This window comes from Sphingobium sp. TomTYG74 (assembly GCF_055393875.1).
Genome location: NZ_AP027342.1, coordinates 653,476 through 668,991 on the forward strand (window position 1 = coordinate 653,476; position 15,516 = coordinate 668,991).

Annotated in this window: 14 protein-coding genes; 6 read left to right on the forward strand and 8 right to left on the reverse strand. The window is 62.6% G+C overall.

Features of this window, described 5'->3' with window-relative positions; genetic code table 11:
* Nucleotides 1–2 precede the first annotated feature (2 nt).
* Together ACZ5TB_RS15990 and ACZ5TB_RS15995 are read left to right on the forward strand one after the other, a co-directional pair.
* On the forward strand, nt 3–1,172 hold the full coding sequence (locus tag ACZ5TB_RS15990; RefSeq protein ID WP_464792679.1) for an acyl-CoA dehydrogenase family protein: 1,170 nt from the start codon (nt 3–5) through the stop codon (nt 1,170–1,172).
* A 77-nt stretch (nt 1,173–1,249) separates the two neighbouring features.
* The gene (locus ACZ5TB_RS15995) at nt 1,250–2,197 is read left to right on the forward strand and encodes an alpha/beta hydrolase (RefSeq protein ID WP_464792680.1); all 948 of its coding nucleotides are present in this window, start codon (nt 1,250–1,252) and stop codon (nt 2,195–2,197) included.
* A gap of 64 nt (nt 2,198–2,261) precedes the next feature.
* On the opposite strand, the gene ACZ5TB_RS16000 is transcribed toward ACZ5TB_RS15995, so the two are convergent.
* Both ACZ5TB_RS16000 and ACZ5TB_RS16005 read right to left on the reverse strand, forming a co-directional pair.
* Complete coding sequence (locus ACZ5TB_RS16000; protein WP_464792681.1) at nt 2,262–2,759, reverse strand: nuclear transport factor 2 family protein; 498 nt, start codon at nt 2,757–2,759, stop codon at nt 2,262–2,264.
* A complete protein-coding gene (locus ACZ5TB_RS16005) occupies nt 2,738–3,829 on the reverse strand; it encodes a DUF1214 domain-containing protein (protein ID WP_464780509.1) in 1,092 nt (363 codons plus the stop codon). Before ACZ5TB_RS16005 ends, ACZ5TB_RS16000 begins: the two co-directional genes overlap by 22 nt.
* 100 nt (nt 3,830–3,929) lie before the next feature.
* Here ACZ5TB_RS16005 and ACZ5TB_RS16010 point away from each other — a divergent pair, with 100 nt between their 5' ends.
* Nucleotides 3,930–4,331, forward strand: a complete 402-nt coding sequence (locus tag ACZ5TB_RS16010) for a VOC family protein (RefSeq protein WP_464780510.1) — start codon at nt 3,930–3,932, stop codon at nt 4,329–4,331.
* A 210-nt stretch (nt 4,332–4,541) separates the two neighbouring features.
* On the opposite strand, the gene ACZ5TB_RS16015 is transcribed toward ACZ5TB_RS16010, so the two are convergent.
* Entirely contained in the window at nt 4,542–5,615 is a 1,074-nt protein-coding gene (locus ACZ5TB_RS16015; protein WP_464792682.1) for an alcohol dehydrogenase catalytic domain-containing protein, read from the reverse strand.
* Nucleotides 5,612–6,127: a nuclear transport factor 2 family protein gene (locus ACZ5TB_RS16020; RefSeq protein ID WP_464780512.1), complete on the reverse strand. Its 516-nt coding sequence runs from the start codon at nt 6,125–6,127 to the stop codon at nt 5,612–5,614. The genes ACZ5TB_RS16015 and ACZ5TB_RS16020 overlap by 4 nt, the downstream gene beginning before the upstream one ends.
* Before the next feature lie 393 nt (nt 6,128–6,520).
* Between ACZ5TB_RS16020 and ACZ5TB_RS16025 the strand changes: the two genes are divergently transcribed.
* Genes ACZ5TB_RS16025 through ACZ5TB_RS16035 form a run of 3 tightly spaced genes read left to right on the forward strand, consistent with a single transcriptional unit; the run spans nt 6,521 to nt 10,661 of the window.
* Nucleotides 6,521–7,699: an HlyD family secretion protein gene (locus ACZ5TB_RS16025; protein WP_464792683.1), complete on the forward strand. Its 1,179-nt coding sequence runs from the start codon at nt 6,521–6,523 to the stop codon at nt 7,697–7,699.
* Complete coding sequence (locus ACZ5TB_RS16030) at nt 7,696–9,243, forward strand: MDR family MFS transporter (protein ID WP_464792684.1); 1,548 nt, start codon at nt 7,696–7,698, stop codon at nt 9,241–9,243. Before ACZ5TB_RS16025 ends, ACZ5TB_RS16030 begins: the two co-directional genes overlap by 4 nt.
* An 8-nt stretch (nt 9,244–9,251) precedes the next feature.
* Nucleotides 9,252–10,661, forward strand: a complete 1,410-nt coding sequence (locus tag ACZ5TB_RS16035; RefSeq protein ID WP_464792685.1) for an efflux transporter outer membrane subunit — start codon at nt 9,252–9,254, stop codon at nt 10,659–10,661.
* Nucleotides 10,662–10,899: 238 nt separating this feature from the next.
* Here ACZ5TB_RS16035 and ACZ5TB_RS16040 read toward each other — a convergent pair whose 3' ends face one another.
* From ACZ5TB_RS16040 to ACZ5TB_RS16055, 4 genes are all read right to left on the reverse strand, one after another.
* Nucleotides 10,900–13,281: a TonB-dependent receptor gene (locus ACZ5TB_RS16040; protein WP_464792686.1), complete on the reverse strand. Its 2,382-nt coding sequence runs from the start codon at nt 13,279–13,281 to the stop codon at nt 10,900–10,902.
* 230 nt (nt 13,282–13,511) lie between these two features.
* Nucleotides 13,512–14,129: an EthD domain-containing protein gene (locus ACZ5TB_RS16045; RefSeq protein WP_464792687.1), complete on the reverse strand. Its 618-nt coding sequence runs from the start codon at nt 14,127–14,129 to the stop codon at nt 13,512–13,514.
* Nucleotides 14,126–15,088 (reverse strand): methylmalonyl Co-A mutase-associated GTPase MeaB, encoded by a 963-nt coding sequence (gene meaB / locus ACZ5TB_RS16050; protein ID WP_464792688.1) that lies wholly within the window; start codon nt 15,086–15,088, stop codon nt 14,126–14,128. The genes ACZ5TB_RS16045 and meaB overlap by 4 nt, the downstream gene beginning before the upstream one ends.
* A complete protein-coding gene (locus tag ACZ5TB_RS16055; RefSeq protein WP_464792689.1) occupies nt 15,088–15,513 on the reverse strand; it encodes a cobalamin B12-binding domain-containing protein in 426 nt (141 codons plus the stop codon). Before ACZ5TB_RS16055 ends, meaB begins: the two co-directional genes overlap by 1 nt.
* Between the last annotated feature and the right edge of the window lie 3 nt (nt 15,514–15,516).

A 15,516-nucleotide genomic window follows, 5' to 3' on the forward strand; every position in this document is an offset into this window, starting at 1 on the left:
CCATGCAACTCGCCTTCGCCCCTGAACTCAAAGCCTTCCGCGAGGAGGCCGCGAGCTGGCTCAACGAACAGCTCGCAGGCCCGTTCAAATCCATTCGCGGCCAGACCAACCAGGTCGATAATGTCGAGGAACGCCGCGCCTGGGAAGCAGCCCTCGGGGCTGCGCGCTGGAGCGTCGTGGGCTGGCCTGAGCAATGGGGCGGGCGCAATGCCTCGATCGCGCAGCAGATCATCTTCGCCGAGGAATATGCCCGCGCGAAAGGTCCGCCGCGCGCCGGGCATCTGGGCGTAGAACTGCTCGGCCCCACGCTGCTCGCCATGGGCACCGAGGAGCAAAAGGCCCGGTTCCTCCCCGACATCGCCCATGGCCGCGCCATCTGGTGCCAGGGCTATTCCGAACCCGGCGCGGGCTCCGACCTTGCCAACGTCAAGACCAAGGCCCGTCTCGAAGGCGACAAATACATCATCGACGGGCAGAAGATCTGGACCTCGATGGGCACCATCGCCGACTGGTGCTTCGTGGTTGCCCGCACCACGCCGGGCAGCGTCGGCAACAAGGGTCTCTCCTTCCTCATGGTCCCGATGGACCAGCCCGGGGTCGATGCCCGCCCGATCCGCCAGATGACCGGCGAGGCCGAGTTTGCCGAGGTGTTCTTCGATGGCGCGCAGGCGCTCGCGATCGACCGCATCGGCGAAGAAGGCGAAGGCTGGAAGGTCGCCATGGCCCTCCTTGGGTTCGAACGCGGGGTCTCCACGCTGGCCCAGCAGATGCACTTCCGCAACGAACTCGATGAGATCATCGCCATCGCCAAAGCCAACGGCAAGGCACAAGACCCCCTCACCCGCCAGAAGATCGCCACCGCCCATGCGGGCCTCAAGATCATGCGCTACAACGGCCTGCGCATGCTCTCCGACGGCGAAGGCGCAGACCTCTCCGGCGCCGCTTACACCTACAAGCTCTACTGGTCCCGCTGGCACGTCGCCCTCGGCGACCTCGCCATGGAGGTCATGGGCCAACCAGGCGAAATCGGCGTCAACGACGAACGCATGGGACCCCTCACCACCATGCACCTCATGTCTCGGTCCGACACCATCTATGCCGGAACAGACCAGATCCAGCGCAACATCATCGCTGAACGCGGACTAGCTATGCCAAGAGAACCTAGAGGGTGAGGAATATTCAGTGCGTGGCCCTGGCGGCGCTCTCGAATTAAAGAAGAAGATGCACAATTGAAACGAGGAGAATAGGGATGCCGCTCGACCCACAGCTTGAGGCCATGTTCGCCAATCAGCCAGAATGGCCGCCGATCAAGACGGTCCCAGTACCCGCATTGCGGGAGGCGGTGAGATCAAGTTCGATCCAAATGCCACCTCCGCAGGTATCGTTGGCGTCTATTTCGGATCGCACCATTCCGGGTCCGGCCGGGGAAATTCCGGTGCGCATCTATACGCCCGAGGGCGCGGGACCTTTCCCAGTCACTGCCTATTTCCATGGCGGCGGGTTCGTTGTCGGCGATCTCGACACGCAGGACATGATCGCGCGCGGACTGGCGGCGGGTGCGGAGACCATCGTGGTGTCCGTTGACTATCGCCTGGCGCCTGAGCATAAATTCCCGGCGGCCTTCGAGGATTGCTGGGCCGCGACGCAGTGGGCGGCGGCGCATGCGGCCGAACTGGGGGGCAATCCGGCCCTGATCGCCGTTGCTGGCGATAGCGCGGGCGGTGTGCTGGCGAGCGCCTGCGCCCTTCTCGCAAGAGACGCGGGCGCGCCCCGTATCGCGGCGCAGATCAACTGGTATGGCCCCGGCATCCATCCGATCCCCGAAGAGGGGTCCGCGCTTGAATTTGCGAACGGCCCTGTGCTGCGCCTGGAAGATGCGCATTATTTCTGGGAACTGCACATCAAGGACGAGCGCGATTACGACGATTTTCGCGCCAGTCCGATGAAGGCAGCGAGCCACCAGGGCCTGGCGCCCGCCTTTATCGCCAGCGCCGAATGCGACCCTATCCGCGACGCAGTGGAAGCCTATGCTCCGGTGCTGGAGAAGGCCGGGGTGGAAGTCCAAGTGAAGCGCTATCCCGGCATGGTGCACGGGTTCGTGTCATGGATCGGTTTCCTGCCGGGCGCGCAGGAGGCGATGGCGGATGCCTGCGCCTTTGCGAAAAAGCAGTTTGCGGTCGCTCGTCAGACCGCTTGAACGAACACTAGAAGGGGCGGCTCACCAGTTTGAGCCGCCCTTCCTCACAATCCAAAGCAGGCTGTCACATTTCTTGTGAAGTGCCGCCGCCGATCAGCGCACGCGCTTCGGCCGATCCGTCAAGCAAACGGTTGACGCGCCGGGCCACCTTCCATTCCGTGCCGACCCTCACGAGGTGCCACATATTGGCGGAGGCGCGATGGGCTTCCCAACTATCGCCCGTCTTGCGGAAGACGACGGAATAGGTTCGGGCGGTTGCCCTGTCGCCGTCCAGATCGATGACCGGCGGGCTGAGGACATGAGCGGCGCCGCCATGGATCAAGCTCTGGTGGCTTTCACCCTCCAGCAAAGTCTGGATTGCGGCACGGCCCGTGTAGCTGCCGAACCCGCCGACTTCATAGACGCCATCCTCGGCCCATAGAGCGGCGGCACCCGCGCAATCGCCCGCGTCTGCCAGCGGGCCATAGCTTGCGATCAGGTCGCGTATCGCCTCCCGGTCTTCAAGGATGGCGATACGCGCGGGGAGGTCAGCCGAGGCGGTCAGAGCTTTACGACCTTGCATTGCGGCACCGGATGCTCGTCTGCCTCTATCCAGCGCCAGAGGCCCGTTCCCTGACGATGGCCCGACAGGTCGATCCAGTTGCCGTAGCCGGGGTCCTTGTCGGCGCAGACGAGTATGACGCTGCCATCATCCTCATATTTGGCCTGCGCGCCGTTGACCCACACCTTGCGGTTCACATGGTCCATGGATTCCATCCACCAATTGTCGATCTGGAAGTTCCAGAAGCGGCAGCGGGGCGGCTTGGCTGTGATGACCAGCGCTTCATCAGGCGCAAGGTCGTAATAGATGTGACCATACCAGATTTTCGGGTCGCCCCCGGCGCGCTGGTAAAAAGGCTGATCCTTGCCATCATAGAAGCGGTTGGGCTGTTCCATGAACCATTGCGACCAGTCCGCGAAGGTGTTCGCTGTTCCGCGCACCCATGCAGCAGCACCGTTCAACTGCGCCTCGATCGTTTCGGGCGCCAATATGACGGGGACGGCAGGCCCCTCGCTGATCCGTTCGATACGCACGTCCGCCGCGACTTCCGCGCGCTTGTCATTGAAGGTCTGACGGATGATCAGCAGCGTCGTGTCGTCCGCCATCGGCAGCCAGTTGCCGGGCTTTTGCGTCTTGCTGACGATGATCTCGAAGCTGCCATCCGGCCCGACCTGCATGTCGGCAAGTTCGATCTCCCCCGTGGAGGCCATTGTGCCATCGATCGCGTAACGGTTTGCCTTCGACCCGATCGAAAAATAGGGCACGCTGTTCCGCTTGCCAGTGATGCGATAGTCGCGATCACCCCGGACGACCATTTGCTGATAGAGATTGTCCGGATTATCGGCCCCAATCTTGATCGCGTCATCGGTCAGCAGGAAAATGCGCGGAAAGTCCGGATCGCTGGAATCGACCAGCATGTTGAGAGCCGACCGCGTGAGCCGGGAAAGATAACGCAATCCCTCCGCCTGATCGATCGCGGTGCCGGGTGCGCTGGGGCGGTCCAGAACGTCGCCCGCCTGAGCCAGCTGGTCGCAGAAAGTCCGCCAGACGGCCGACAACCGCAATTCTCCACCTTCCTGTCCGGTCACCATACTCTCCTATATGCGTATTAGATGGATTGGTTTACGCTATTTTCAGGCGCTGATATGGAGATTGTCTCACATAAATGCGTAACATGAAAGGGGTTGAGGAATGACGGCATTAGCCTTCAGTTTCACCAAGATCATCGTCAAGGACCTTGCAGCGGCCGAACATTTCTACACCCAGCTGTTCGGCCTTGAGGTGGTGGGGTATATCAATCTTGGCGAAGGCGAAGCGTTGATGAACGAGGTGATCCTCAAGACTGCTGGCGCTCAGCCGCCCGCGCCCAATTTCATTCTTGTCAGCTATCCCAACCGGAATTGCCCCGCCACCGGAGAGGCGACGACGGGGTTCGTGGTGGATGATCTTCACGCGACTTTGGCGGTTGCGACCGCCGCCGGTGCGACGATCGAACTCGGTGCGACCGACGTACCCGAACATGGTTTGCAGATGGCCTATATCCTCGACCCCCAAGGCCACAGGATTGAGTTGCTACAGATGCTGAACGCCTAGCGCCTTTAATCTGCATCACTCAACCCGTTCGGGGTGAGCTGTCGAAGCCCTTCCCTTTTCTAAATAGAAGTAGAGCCCTTCGACAGGCTCAGGGCGAACGGGGTTATGAGGTGGTGCCGAAATAAAGCGCGAAGTCCTAGGATGTGTGGTTTGAGTGATCATCACCCCGGGTCGAGCCCGGGGTGACGGAAGGGAATATGATGCTCTCGATCACATTTCGTGGTCGATGACGGCGCGGGTAACTTCCCCTGCCTTCAGCGCGGCGATGGCATCGTTGATCTGATCGAGCGGCCAGATGCCGCTGATCTGGTCGGCGATGTTCAACCGGCCGTCGCGCGCCTGTGCGATGAGTTCGGGATAATCCCGATCAGGCAGTGCGCCGCCGTTCATGGTTGCGATCACCTCGCCGCCCATGACGAAGCTGCCGAGCGGGAGCGCCGCTTCCGCGCCGGGGCGTGACATGCCGATCAACACCACGCGTCCCCCGCGCTTCGTGGAGCGCAAGGCGGTGTTGATGGCACCGACCGCGCCGCTGCATTCCACCACCACATCGATAGGGCCATATTCGCTAGCCAAAGCGGCGGCGGCCGTTTCGCTGTCCTGTGTGGGGTCCGCCAGTACAAAGTCGGTCGCGCCAAATTGCCGCGCCGTCGCTTCCTTGGCGGGATTGGCGTCGACAGCGATCACATGGGCGCCATTCCGGGCGGCGCCCTGGATAGCGTTGACGCCGATACCGCCGACACCAAAAACGGCCACGGTGTCCCCGGCGCGCACGCGGCCCAGAACGCGGGCGGCGCAGACACCCGTCGAGACCGCGCACCCGATCAGCGCGCCTTGATCCAAAGGCAGATCATCGATGGCGAAGAGCTGCGACGCCTTCACCACGATTTCGCTGGCGAAGGAGGAGACGTTGGCAAAGGAAGCCACGGGCTTTCCATCCAGCGTGAAGGGGAAGCCCGGCGCGAAGCCCCAATTGATGTCGCAATTATGCGGTTCGCCACGCTGGCATTCACGGCACTCCCCACAAGGCGTTTGCGTACCCACGCAGACATGATCGCCTATGGCCCAGCCTTCAACGCCAGCACCCAGCTCCGCGATCTCGCCAGCCGCTTCATGCCCCAGGACGACCGGCAAATTGGGCAGATGCGGGGTCAGCATCGCGATGTCGCTATGACAGATGCCCGACCGCAGCACGCGGACGCGCACCTCGCCCGGACCGACGGGACGAAGCGCCAACTGGTCGCTGACGAAGAGCGACTGTCCATCCCAGACTGCGGCCCTCATGCGCTCAACCCCGCCAGCAGGGGATAACGGAAGGACGGATCGTCCCGATCCGCGCGGCCATTGGGTGCGTCCTTGCTCATGCGCTCAAAAGCCTCTTCATCAACCGGCACGATCGATCCATGATCGAACACCAGGCTGCGATATGTGAATTTCCATTCGCCATCCCGCCGTTCATATCGATCGAGATAGCGGCCAAGGGCGATGAACAGCTTTGCGCCCGGCCCATGGGTCCGGTGCCACGCCTCCACATAATGCTCACCCTCGGCATGGTCGCCATCAATGACGAACAAGCTGTTCGTAATATTGTGGCGAGTGAGGTCCCAATGCGAAGTGACTTCCGGCAACCAGGCAACGAAGTCGTCCGGACCTCCCTGAAACATTGCCCCGTGATCGTCGATGGCGTCATCATGATACAGCGTCCGCACCAAGGCGAAGTCGCGGCGATCACATCCACGGCAGTAGCGCATGACCAGATCCTGTAGTGCAATCCGGTCGAGCAATGGCTGCGACATCTATCTCTCCATTAGCGGGCGGTTACGCGCATATTATCGTTATGCGGGATAGCCCTCATCCCGCCGGTAAGGAAAGCGCAAAAGAGCCCGTCTGCCATTTTCGCGACAGGGCGACTTCCCGTCCAAATCATTTGGCGATGGAGCGTAAATCGCCTATTATCCATGCAACCCCGCCAAAGAAAATGGGGAAGAGGATGGAACCTGACAGCTCGGTATTTCTGCTCTGTCCATTTCGATTGCTGTGCCTGGCCAGCGGCCTGTCCGCGCTAGTGGGATTCAGCGTCATCCTTCTGCTGACATAATTTCATTTCCGATTCCGCGTCGGAAAAAACTTGCCTTCCGCCTGCGGCAAACTTTAAGTCATCGCTTCGAAGCCCAGACGGTAGGATTTCCATGAAAGAACCAACGGGGTCGTTGGCCGATGCGGTCGATGCAGAGCCCCTGCCCGACGATGCGATTGGCGAAGGGGCAAGCCGCCCGAAGCGGCGGAGGCTGGGCCTTGTTCTGGGCATTGCGGCCGTGGTTGTTCTTATAGCCGGTGCGTTCTGGTTTGCCCGACACGAGCTGTACGGCAAATATCAGCAAAGCACGCAGGACGCCTATTTGCAGGCCGACAGCGTCACCGTTTCGGCGCGGGTGTCCGGTTACGTCAGTGAAGTGCTGGTCCATGAAAATCAGGATGTGAAGCCCGGCCAGCCATTGTTGCGGATCGAAGCGCCCGATTATCCGGCGCAGGCGGCGCAGGGGCAGGCGCAGATCAACCTGGCGCAGGCAAACGCCGCCAATGCGGAAGCGCTGATCGGGGAACAGGAAGCGGCGATCGAGCAGGCGCGGGCGATGCTGGCGGCGGCGCAGACGAAGGCGCGCTTCGCAGCGTCCGAAGTTGCGCGATACAGTCCGCTGGCGGCGAGTGGCGCGGAACCGGCCGAAAAGCTGGCGACGCTTCGCACCCAGGCGGCTCAGGCCGCGCAGGATGTGGCGGCGCAGAAAGCATCGACACAGGGCGCGGAGCGGCGGATCGCCAGCCTGCGCGCCCAGATCGCGCAGGCGAAAGCGCAAGGCCAGAGCGCGCGTGCCCAGCTGGACGCGGCGCAGCGCAACGTCCGGGACATGGTGATACGCGCCAGCATCGCGGGGCGGGTGGGCGATCTTTCGGCGCGCATCGGCCAGTTCGTGCAACCCGGCCTGCGCCTGATGTCGGTCGTGCCGGTGGAACAGCTTTATCTGGAAGCGAATTTCAAGGAAACGCAGCTGGGGCTGATGCGTCAGGGGCAACCGGCGGAGATTGAAATCGACGCTCTGCCGGGCGTGACTCTGCATGGCCATGTCGCCAGCCTGGCGCCCGGTACTGGAGCGCAATTTTCGCTGCTGCCTCCGCAAAATGCGACGGGGAACTTCACCAAGATCGTGCAGCGCGTGCCTGTGCGCATCGCCATAGATGCGGACCCGTCGATCAAGAAGCTGTTGCTGCCCGGCATGTCGGTTGAGGTTTCGGTGGACACCCGATCGGCCCGCGAGGAGCTGGAACGGCTGAAGAATAGCAAGCAGGTCCGGCGGGACGCACATAAGTGAATGCAAGACTGCCTGAGACAGCCGAGCGCGCCAGCGTCGCGGACTGGCTCGCGGTGGCGGCGGGCACGCTGGGTGCGATGATGGCGATGCTCGACATTTCCATCGTCAATTCCGCCCTGCCGATCATCCAGGGCGAAATCGGCGCCAGCGGGACGGAAGGGACGTGGATCGCGACGTCGTTCATCGTCGCGGAAATCATCATCATTCCCTTGGCGGGCTGGTTGCAGCGGCTGCTGGGGCTGCGCAATTTCCTCCTGATCGCCACCGTGGGGTTCGTGGGCTTTTCGATGATCTGCGGCATGGCGCAGACATTGCCCGTCATGATCGGGGGGCGGATCGGTCAGGGCATTACGGGCGGGGCGCTGATCCCCACGGCGATGACCATCATCGCGACGCGATTACCGCGCCATCAGCAAGCTGTGGGCAATTCCCTGTTCGGGGCGACCGCGATCCTGGGGCCTATCATGGGGCCGGTGCTGGGGGGATGGCTGACCGAGAATATCAGTTGGCATTATGCCTTCTTCCTCAACCTTCCGGTGGGGCTTGCTCTGCTGCTTCTGCTGCTGGTCGCGCTTCCCCATGAAAGGCCGCGTCTTGACCTTATCGGTGAAGCGGACTGGCTGGGCGTGTTCGGCCTTATCCTGGGGCTGGGCGGGCTTACCGTTGTGCTGGAGGAGGGCGAGCGGGAACAATGGTTCGAGTCATCGACGATCATATGGCTGACCGTCACGGCCGTGGCAGGGTTCGCCATGCTGCTGGCCGGGCAGCTGCTGGCCAAACGGCCGGTGATCCGGCTGCGGCTGCTGTTGGACCGGCAGTTTGGGGCCGTATTCATCATGGCGATGATGATCGGCATGGTGATTTACGGCACATCCTATGTGATCCCGCAATTCCTGACGCTGATCGCAGGCTATAATGCGCTTCAGTCGGGGCAGATCGTGCTGCTGTCAGGCGTACCGATGGTGCTGATGATGCCGTTCATGCCATGGGCGATCCGCACGGTGCCGATCCATCTTTCGGTCCTGATCGGATTGGTCCTGCTGATCCTCAGCACCTATTTGGAAACATCACTGACGTCGGTGTCCACGGGTGCCGATTTCGTCGATTCCCAGTTGATGCGCGGCGTTGGCACCATTTGCGTCATGATGTTCCTGAATCAGGCGGCCATCCGGTCAGTGCCGATGTCTTTGGCTGCGGACGCGTCAGGCCTCTACAACGCCGCGCGCAATCTGGGCGGTTCCTTTGCGCTGGCGGGCATCGCGGTGGTGCAGGACCAGCGGCTGTGGCTGCACGCGTGCAGGATGGAGGAGAATCTGGCCGCCAATGGCCTTGACCTCCAACATTATGTCGATGCGCAGGCACTCGCGCTGGGCGGCCGGGATGCGGCATTGCGGGTGATCGAACAGGGCATTCAGACGCAGGCGCTCACCATGACCTTTATCGACCTGTTCTGGATGCTGATCATCGCCATCCTGTGCACCGTGCCGCTCGTCTTTTTCCTCCGCCCGCTGCCACAGCATGCCGCGCCTGTGGCCGCCCATTGAGATTGTCGATGCGTAACCGATCCGCCTTTGCCTTCATCCTGCTACAGACCACGGCCTGCACCGCTGGCCCCAACTATCGCGGCCCTGCGGACGTGGCCCCTGCCCCACCGCCGCATTTCGTCCGCGGAGACGCCGGGTCCGGGCCAGTGGAAGCGGCCGCGCCATGGTGGACGAGCCTTGGCGATCCGGTGCTGAACCAGTTGATGGACCGCGCGCTGGCCGGGAACCCACGCCTGGACGCGGCAGCGGCGCGCATTCGTCAGGCGCGCGCGGCTCTTCGCCAGAAAAGGGCCGAAGAGCTGCCGACAATCAACGGCTCCGTCATCTATGCAAAGGCGCGCTTGCCCGGACAGTCGGAGGATGGGAGCGCCACCACGCTCGACCTGTACAATGTCGGTTTCGATGCGAGTTGGGAACTGGACCTTTTCGGCGGCGGCCGCCGGGCTATCGAGGCAACGCGCGCCGATGTCGCGGCGAGCGAGGCAGGGCTGGACGACGCCCGCGTCAGCCTGTCTGCGGAGGTTGCGCAAAGCTATGTCGAGCTGCGCGATCGGCAGCAGCGCCTGTCCTTGGGTGTCGAGGCTTTGGCGTTGCAGGATGAAGAGGTCGCGCTCACCAGCCAACGTTTTGAACGCGGGACGATTGCGCGAGGCGAACTGCTGCAACAGGAGTCCGACAGGGATCGGGCGCGCGCGCAGTTGGCACCGATGCGGGCCGAGATTGACGCGTTGAAGGACAAGCTGGCGGTGCTGACCGGCGCGGTGCCGGGGACGCTGGACGGCTTGCTCGACCGGACGGCTGCTCTGCCGCTGCCCCCTGCCGAGGTCGCGGTGAGTGATCCGGCCGCCCTGTTGCAGCGCCGCCCCGATATACGCGCGGCGGAACGCAAGCTGGCCGCCCAGACCGCACGGATCGGCGTGGCGGATGCGGCGCGCTTTCCGCATATCAGCTTCCTGGGGCTGATCGGGCTGGGCGGATCGGCGCCGGAGGATCTGGTCGATCTGGACAAGTTCACGGTGGCGGCGGTGCCGCGGATCAGCTGGTCTTTCCTGGATTTCGGGAAAGCGCGCGCGCGGATCGATGCGGCGGAGGCGCAGCGGGATGAGGCGGCGGCGGATTACCGCGCGGCGGTGCTGAATGCGTTGCAGGATGCCGAGGGTTCGCTGGCGCGGTTTCAGCGGCAACGCGAAAGCCTGACCGATCTGGCGCGGGCCGAACGGCAGGCGGCAATGGGAGCAGAGCTTGCGCGGCAGCGCAGTGAGGCGGGGACGATTTCGGGAATCGATTATTTAAAGCAACGGCGTCTGGTTTTGGCGGCTTCGCACGCGAGGGTTCAGGCGGAGGCGGGACTGACGGTCAGTTTTATCAATGTTCAGAAGGCCTTGGGGCTGGGATGGCAGGGGATGAGTAGCCGCTGAGGCCATTCAGGGGGCGTCTTTTCGTTGTTCGCTTGACCCGGTTCGGGCTGAGCAGTGCAAGGCAGTTCTTCGTTAAAGGGTGGAAGTGCGGACATTGATCCTCCCTATCGTGAGATGGGGAGGGGGACCGTTCGCGAAGCGAATGGTGGAGGGGAATCTCACAGGTTGTGCCATTTTCCCCTCCACCAGCCTGTGGCTGGTCCCCCTCCCTACGCTTCGCGCAGGGAGGATTTTGAGGTCAGAAGGCGATCTTGGCATCCACGCCGTAGGAGGTCGGCTTGTTGAACGTCGCGCCCGCGAAGCCCAGGGCGCCGAAGTCGATGCCGTAGACCAGACGCTTCTGGTTCAGCAGATTGTCGCCCCAGATGCCCACGTCGAGCTTACCACCGCCAAGATCGAAGCCTTCGACAGACAGACGCGCCTTTAGGTTGGTCTGGCTGGGCGAAACGATCTGTTCGTTGAACGGCGCCGTGTTGTCGAGCGCGTTGAAGTAGATCTTCGTGCGATAGGAATAGTCGCCACGCAGACGGACGAGCGTGTCACCGTCGCCGATCGGGTGCGAATATTCAGCGCCGACATGGACGTTCCACTTTGGCGTGTAGAGGGGCCGTGCCTCGTCAGCGACGTCCACCACCGTGTTGGTGCCCGGATCGCGGAAGAGGAAGGTCTTATAGTCATGTTTCACATAACCGACCGAGCCGTCGATCTGGAAGCCACGGAAGGGGGCCGCCGTCAGTTCCGCTTCGAAGCCCGACAGGCGCACCTTGCCCGCGTTGACGATCAGCGAGGTGGCGCCGCCGCTGCCTGCGGCGAACTGCTGGACCTGAAGATCGTTATAGTCGGTGATGTAGCCAGCGACGTTCAGGCGCAGGCGATTGTCGAACCATTGCGACTTGAAGCCTGCTTCATAGGAGGTGGCTTTTTCAAGATCGAAGCCGTTGATGCTGCCGCCGCGCGGGTTGATGCCGCCCGAGCGATAGCCGGTCGATACGCGGCCATAGACCATGACATCGTCCATCACCTCAAAGCTGACCGACCCCAGCCAGGAGAAGTTGTCGAAGCTGCGGCGGCCACGCTGCACGGGGAAGACGTCACCGGCCAGATAGATGGTCTTGTCATCGGCGGTGTGACGGCCGCCCAAAGTGACTTCCAGCTTGTCGTCGAGCGAGGACGGTTTCCAGCTGACCTGGCCGAACAGGGCCATCGACTGTGACGTGCCGCCGAATGCCTGAACGGGGTTGGCGTTGATGCCAACGGTGGCCAGGCCCGGGTTGGCTGCCGCCACGGCTGCTGCGGTGCCGGCGGGGAGGCCGTAGAAATCAAGCGCGGCCACCGGCGCCAAAATCGTCAGAGCCTGCTGGTTATATTCCGACGATTTTTCGTAGAAATAATACATGCCGAGCAGGTAGCTGAGGTCACCGACCTTGCCGAGAGCCTGGAATTCCTGGCTGAACTGCCATTGCTTCTGCGGTGCGTTGTTACCGGTGTAGGGAACGACATCCTGAATCGAGGTAAGGGTCGCCGAGTTGAAATCGACAACTGGACCACGCAGCACGCCGTTACCCGACAGGTTCAGGATGGTGTCCTGGAAGAACTTCCGGTAGCCGGTGATCGACTTGAGCGTCAGCTCGGGAATTGCTTCATAGCTGAGCGTCAGGCCATGACCCTGCACGCGGGTCTTGCTGCCATAGCGGAAGTTGCCGTTGCGGTCGGTGAAACCCGCCTGCTGAACGGTGCCCTGACGATCCGGGCTGACGAGGAAAGGCGCGCCGCCGAAACTGGGCGACTGCGAATAATAATCCTGTGCGGTCGGCGTGGCCGCCACGATCTGGAAGAAAGCGGGCGTGCCCTTACGATTGTCATAGTCGAAATTATAATTGACCGTGAGATCGCCAAGGTCTGCCTGCAAACCGATCGCGACCGAGTCCGCATTGAGCGAACCGGGGTCCTGCGAGGACGGGGTCAGCGTGTTGTTCACATAGCCGTCGCCCTGGCGATGCTGATAGGCGATCGACGCCTTGAGAACGTCGCCAAGAATATAGCCGGTGTCCAGACGCGCGCGGGCATACCATTCGTTGAAGCGGCCGTAGCCAGCCTTCGCGGTGACATGCATGTCGTTGGCGGGCTTTTTCGTGATCAGTTGGAGCGCGCCACCGATGGTGTTGCGGCCGAACAGCGTGCCCTGGGGACCGCGCAGCACTTCGATCCGTTCCAGATCGATAAGGTCGAACACGGCACCGGCCGCACGGGCGAGGTAGACGCCGTCGAGATAGACGCCCACGCCCTGTTCGGACACGGCCGAAGGTTCGTTGTTGCCGATGCCGCGAATATAGATGGTCGCGGCCGAAAGGCTGGACGGCTGCTGTTCGATCGTGATGTTCGGCGCGAAATTTGGCACATCGGTCGGATCAGAGATATTCTGCCGTTCGATGAAGTCGCCGCTGAGTGCGGTGACGGCGACAGGGACATCCTGCAGCGTTTCCGCAGAGCGGCGCGCAGTCACGACGATGTCACCGAGAGTGGCCGATGGTTCCTGAGCGGCGCTTTGTTCCTGAGCGTTCGCCGAAACCGAAAAAGGCACTAGAATTGCGGTAACGCCCGCAAGCAATATGGATTTCATACATCCTCCCAACACATGCTGCTCTTGGTCAACAGTCCCGGCTCTTTATCGTTATCTGCACGCGCCACACGGGAAAAAGCGCCTGTTGACCCCGAACATGGATAAACATGTCCGATGCAGCTCCGTTAGTCGCAATTATCGCTTACATCAAGGATGATTGCGTCAATCTGCGTATTATCTGACGTTTATATCTACGCTGTTGCACATTTGCACTCTGGCAATCTTGGCGCCTAACGAGAGGCGGAATGGGCGCCCAGCAATTGGGCAGCCGGAGTTTTGACATGGCGGATCAGTAGGGTTTGGGTGGAAAGACCGTACGGAATGGCCGCCTGGGCTTGCCATCCCGGCAGCCACAGGACGGCCTTTGCTGGAAAGGCTTGGGCGGTCCAGTTGCTCAAGAAGTCGATCGAGACGCCGGGCATGTTATGGGCGAATCCCTTCGCCCACTTCATCACCGTTGAGCGTAGATCGACGCCTTCGGTGGCATTTTGAACGAGCAAGGCGGTTCGGCGGCCGTCGATCCCGGCGGGGTCTCCGGGGGAAAGGATGACTTCTTCGACCCCAGCCGAGGCGATGAGGGGGCGGTTCATGAAGCGTTCTTCGTCAGCGGCCATGATCTTTCCGACCGGCCCGGCCATGAGCGCCGCCGCTGCCTCTATATCGTCGGCCCAGAATTCGCTGATCGTGTCCCAGCGGAATAGCTGCGCCCCGGTGACGTGGTTGCGGGCGTAGGCAGAAAAGGGGAAATGACTGATCGCCAGCGGAGCGTGATTTTCTTCATAGTAATGCTGGAAATCTTCGCGAGTGGTGCCCGGCTTGTGGGCCAGAGCGCAGATGGACTTGGTCATGCGGAGGCACTCTTGTCGGGAAGGGCTGCGACAATTTGCTCTGCGGCGGCGTAGGGATCAAGTCGCCGCGTTTCGACCTGATCGAGGATGGCGTCGCCGCACAGGGTCATTGCGCGTGATGCGAGGGCGTCGCGCACGAGGGAGAAGAGTTGCTCCCTTGCGCGCAGGCGGCTGCGAGCGGTGAAGTCGCCATGTTTTTGCAGGAAGGCGCGATGGGTGGCTATGGCGTCGGCTATGGCGCCTGCCCCCTCCCCCTTTGCAGCAACGGCGCGCAGTAATGGCACCTCCCAGCGTTGGTCTTTGACGGTTTGGGCGCGCAGGTGGAGCATCAGTTCCATCTGGCGGTGGGTGGCGTCATAGCCATCGCGGTCGGCCTTGTTCACGACGAAGATGTCGCCTGCCTCCATGAGGCCCGCCTTTACCGCCTGGATTTCATCGCCTAGGCCCGGCACCGCGACGATGACGGTGCTGTGGGCGAGGTTCACGACATCGATTTCGTCCTGGCCGACGCCGACGGTTTCGATGAGGACGATGTCATAGCCCATGGCGTCAAATACCAGGCAGGCGTCATGGGTGGAGCGGGACAGGCCGCCTGCCTGGCCTCGCGTACCGAGCGAGCGGATGAAGACGCCGGGGTCGAGCGCGTGGCGGCTCATGCGGACGCGGTCGCCAAGGATCGCGCCGCCGGTGAAGGGGCTGGATGGATCGACGGCGATGACGGCGACGCGCTGGCCGCGCTTGCGCCATTCGGTGACGAGGGCGTCGGTGAGGGTGGATTTGCCTGCGCCGGGCGAGCCGGTGACGCCGACCAGCTGGGCGCGGCCGGTGTGCGGGTAGATGGCCGCCAGCACCTCTGCCACGCGCGGGTCGCGGTCGTCCAGCCAGCGGATGGCTCGTGCCCCCGCCGCGACTTCTCCGGCGAGGAGGCGGTCGGCTATGTCAGCCGCGCCCTGCCGCATCAGGCGGCGTCCTCCGCCAGACGCTGCGCCCACCAGCTTTCGAGATAGGCGACGATGTCGCGTGTGTCGGCACCCATGGTGAAGATGCGATCGACGCCTGCTTCTTCGAGGATCAGCTTGTCCTCTTCGGGGATGACGCCGCCCGCGACGAGCAGCTTGTCGCCCGCGCCCGCTTCGCGGAGCAGGCGGGCGAGCTTGGGCAGGCTGCGGGTGTGACCGGCGGACAGGGTGGAGATGCCGACGACGTCCACATCCTCCTGAATGGCGGCGGCGCAGACCATTTCGGGGGTTTGCTTGAGGCCGGTGAAGATGACCTCCATCCCCGCTTCGCGCAGGGCGTGGCCGATGACGGTGACGCCTACCGTGTGGGTGTCCATGCCGAGCTTGGCGAGCAGGACGCGCAAGGGGCGTTTGAATGTGGTCATGCT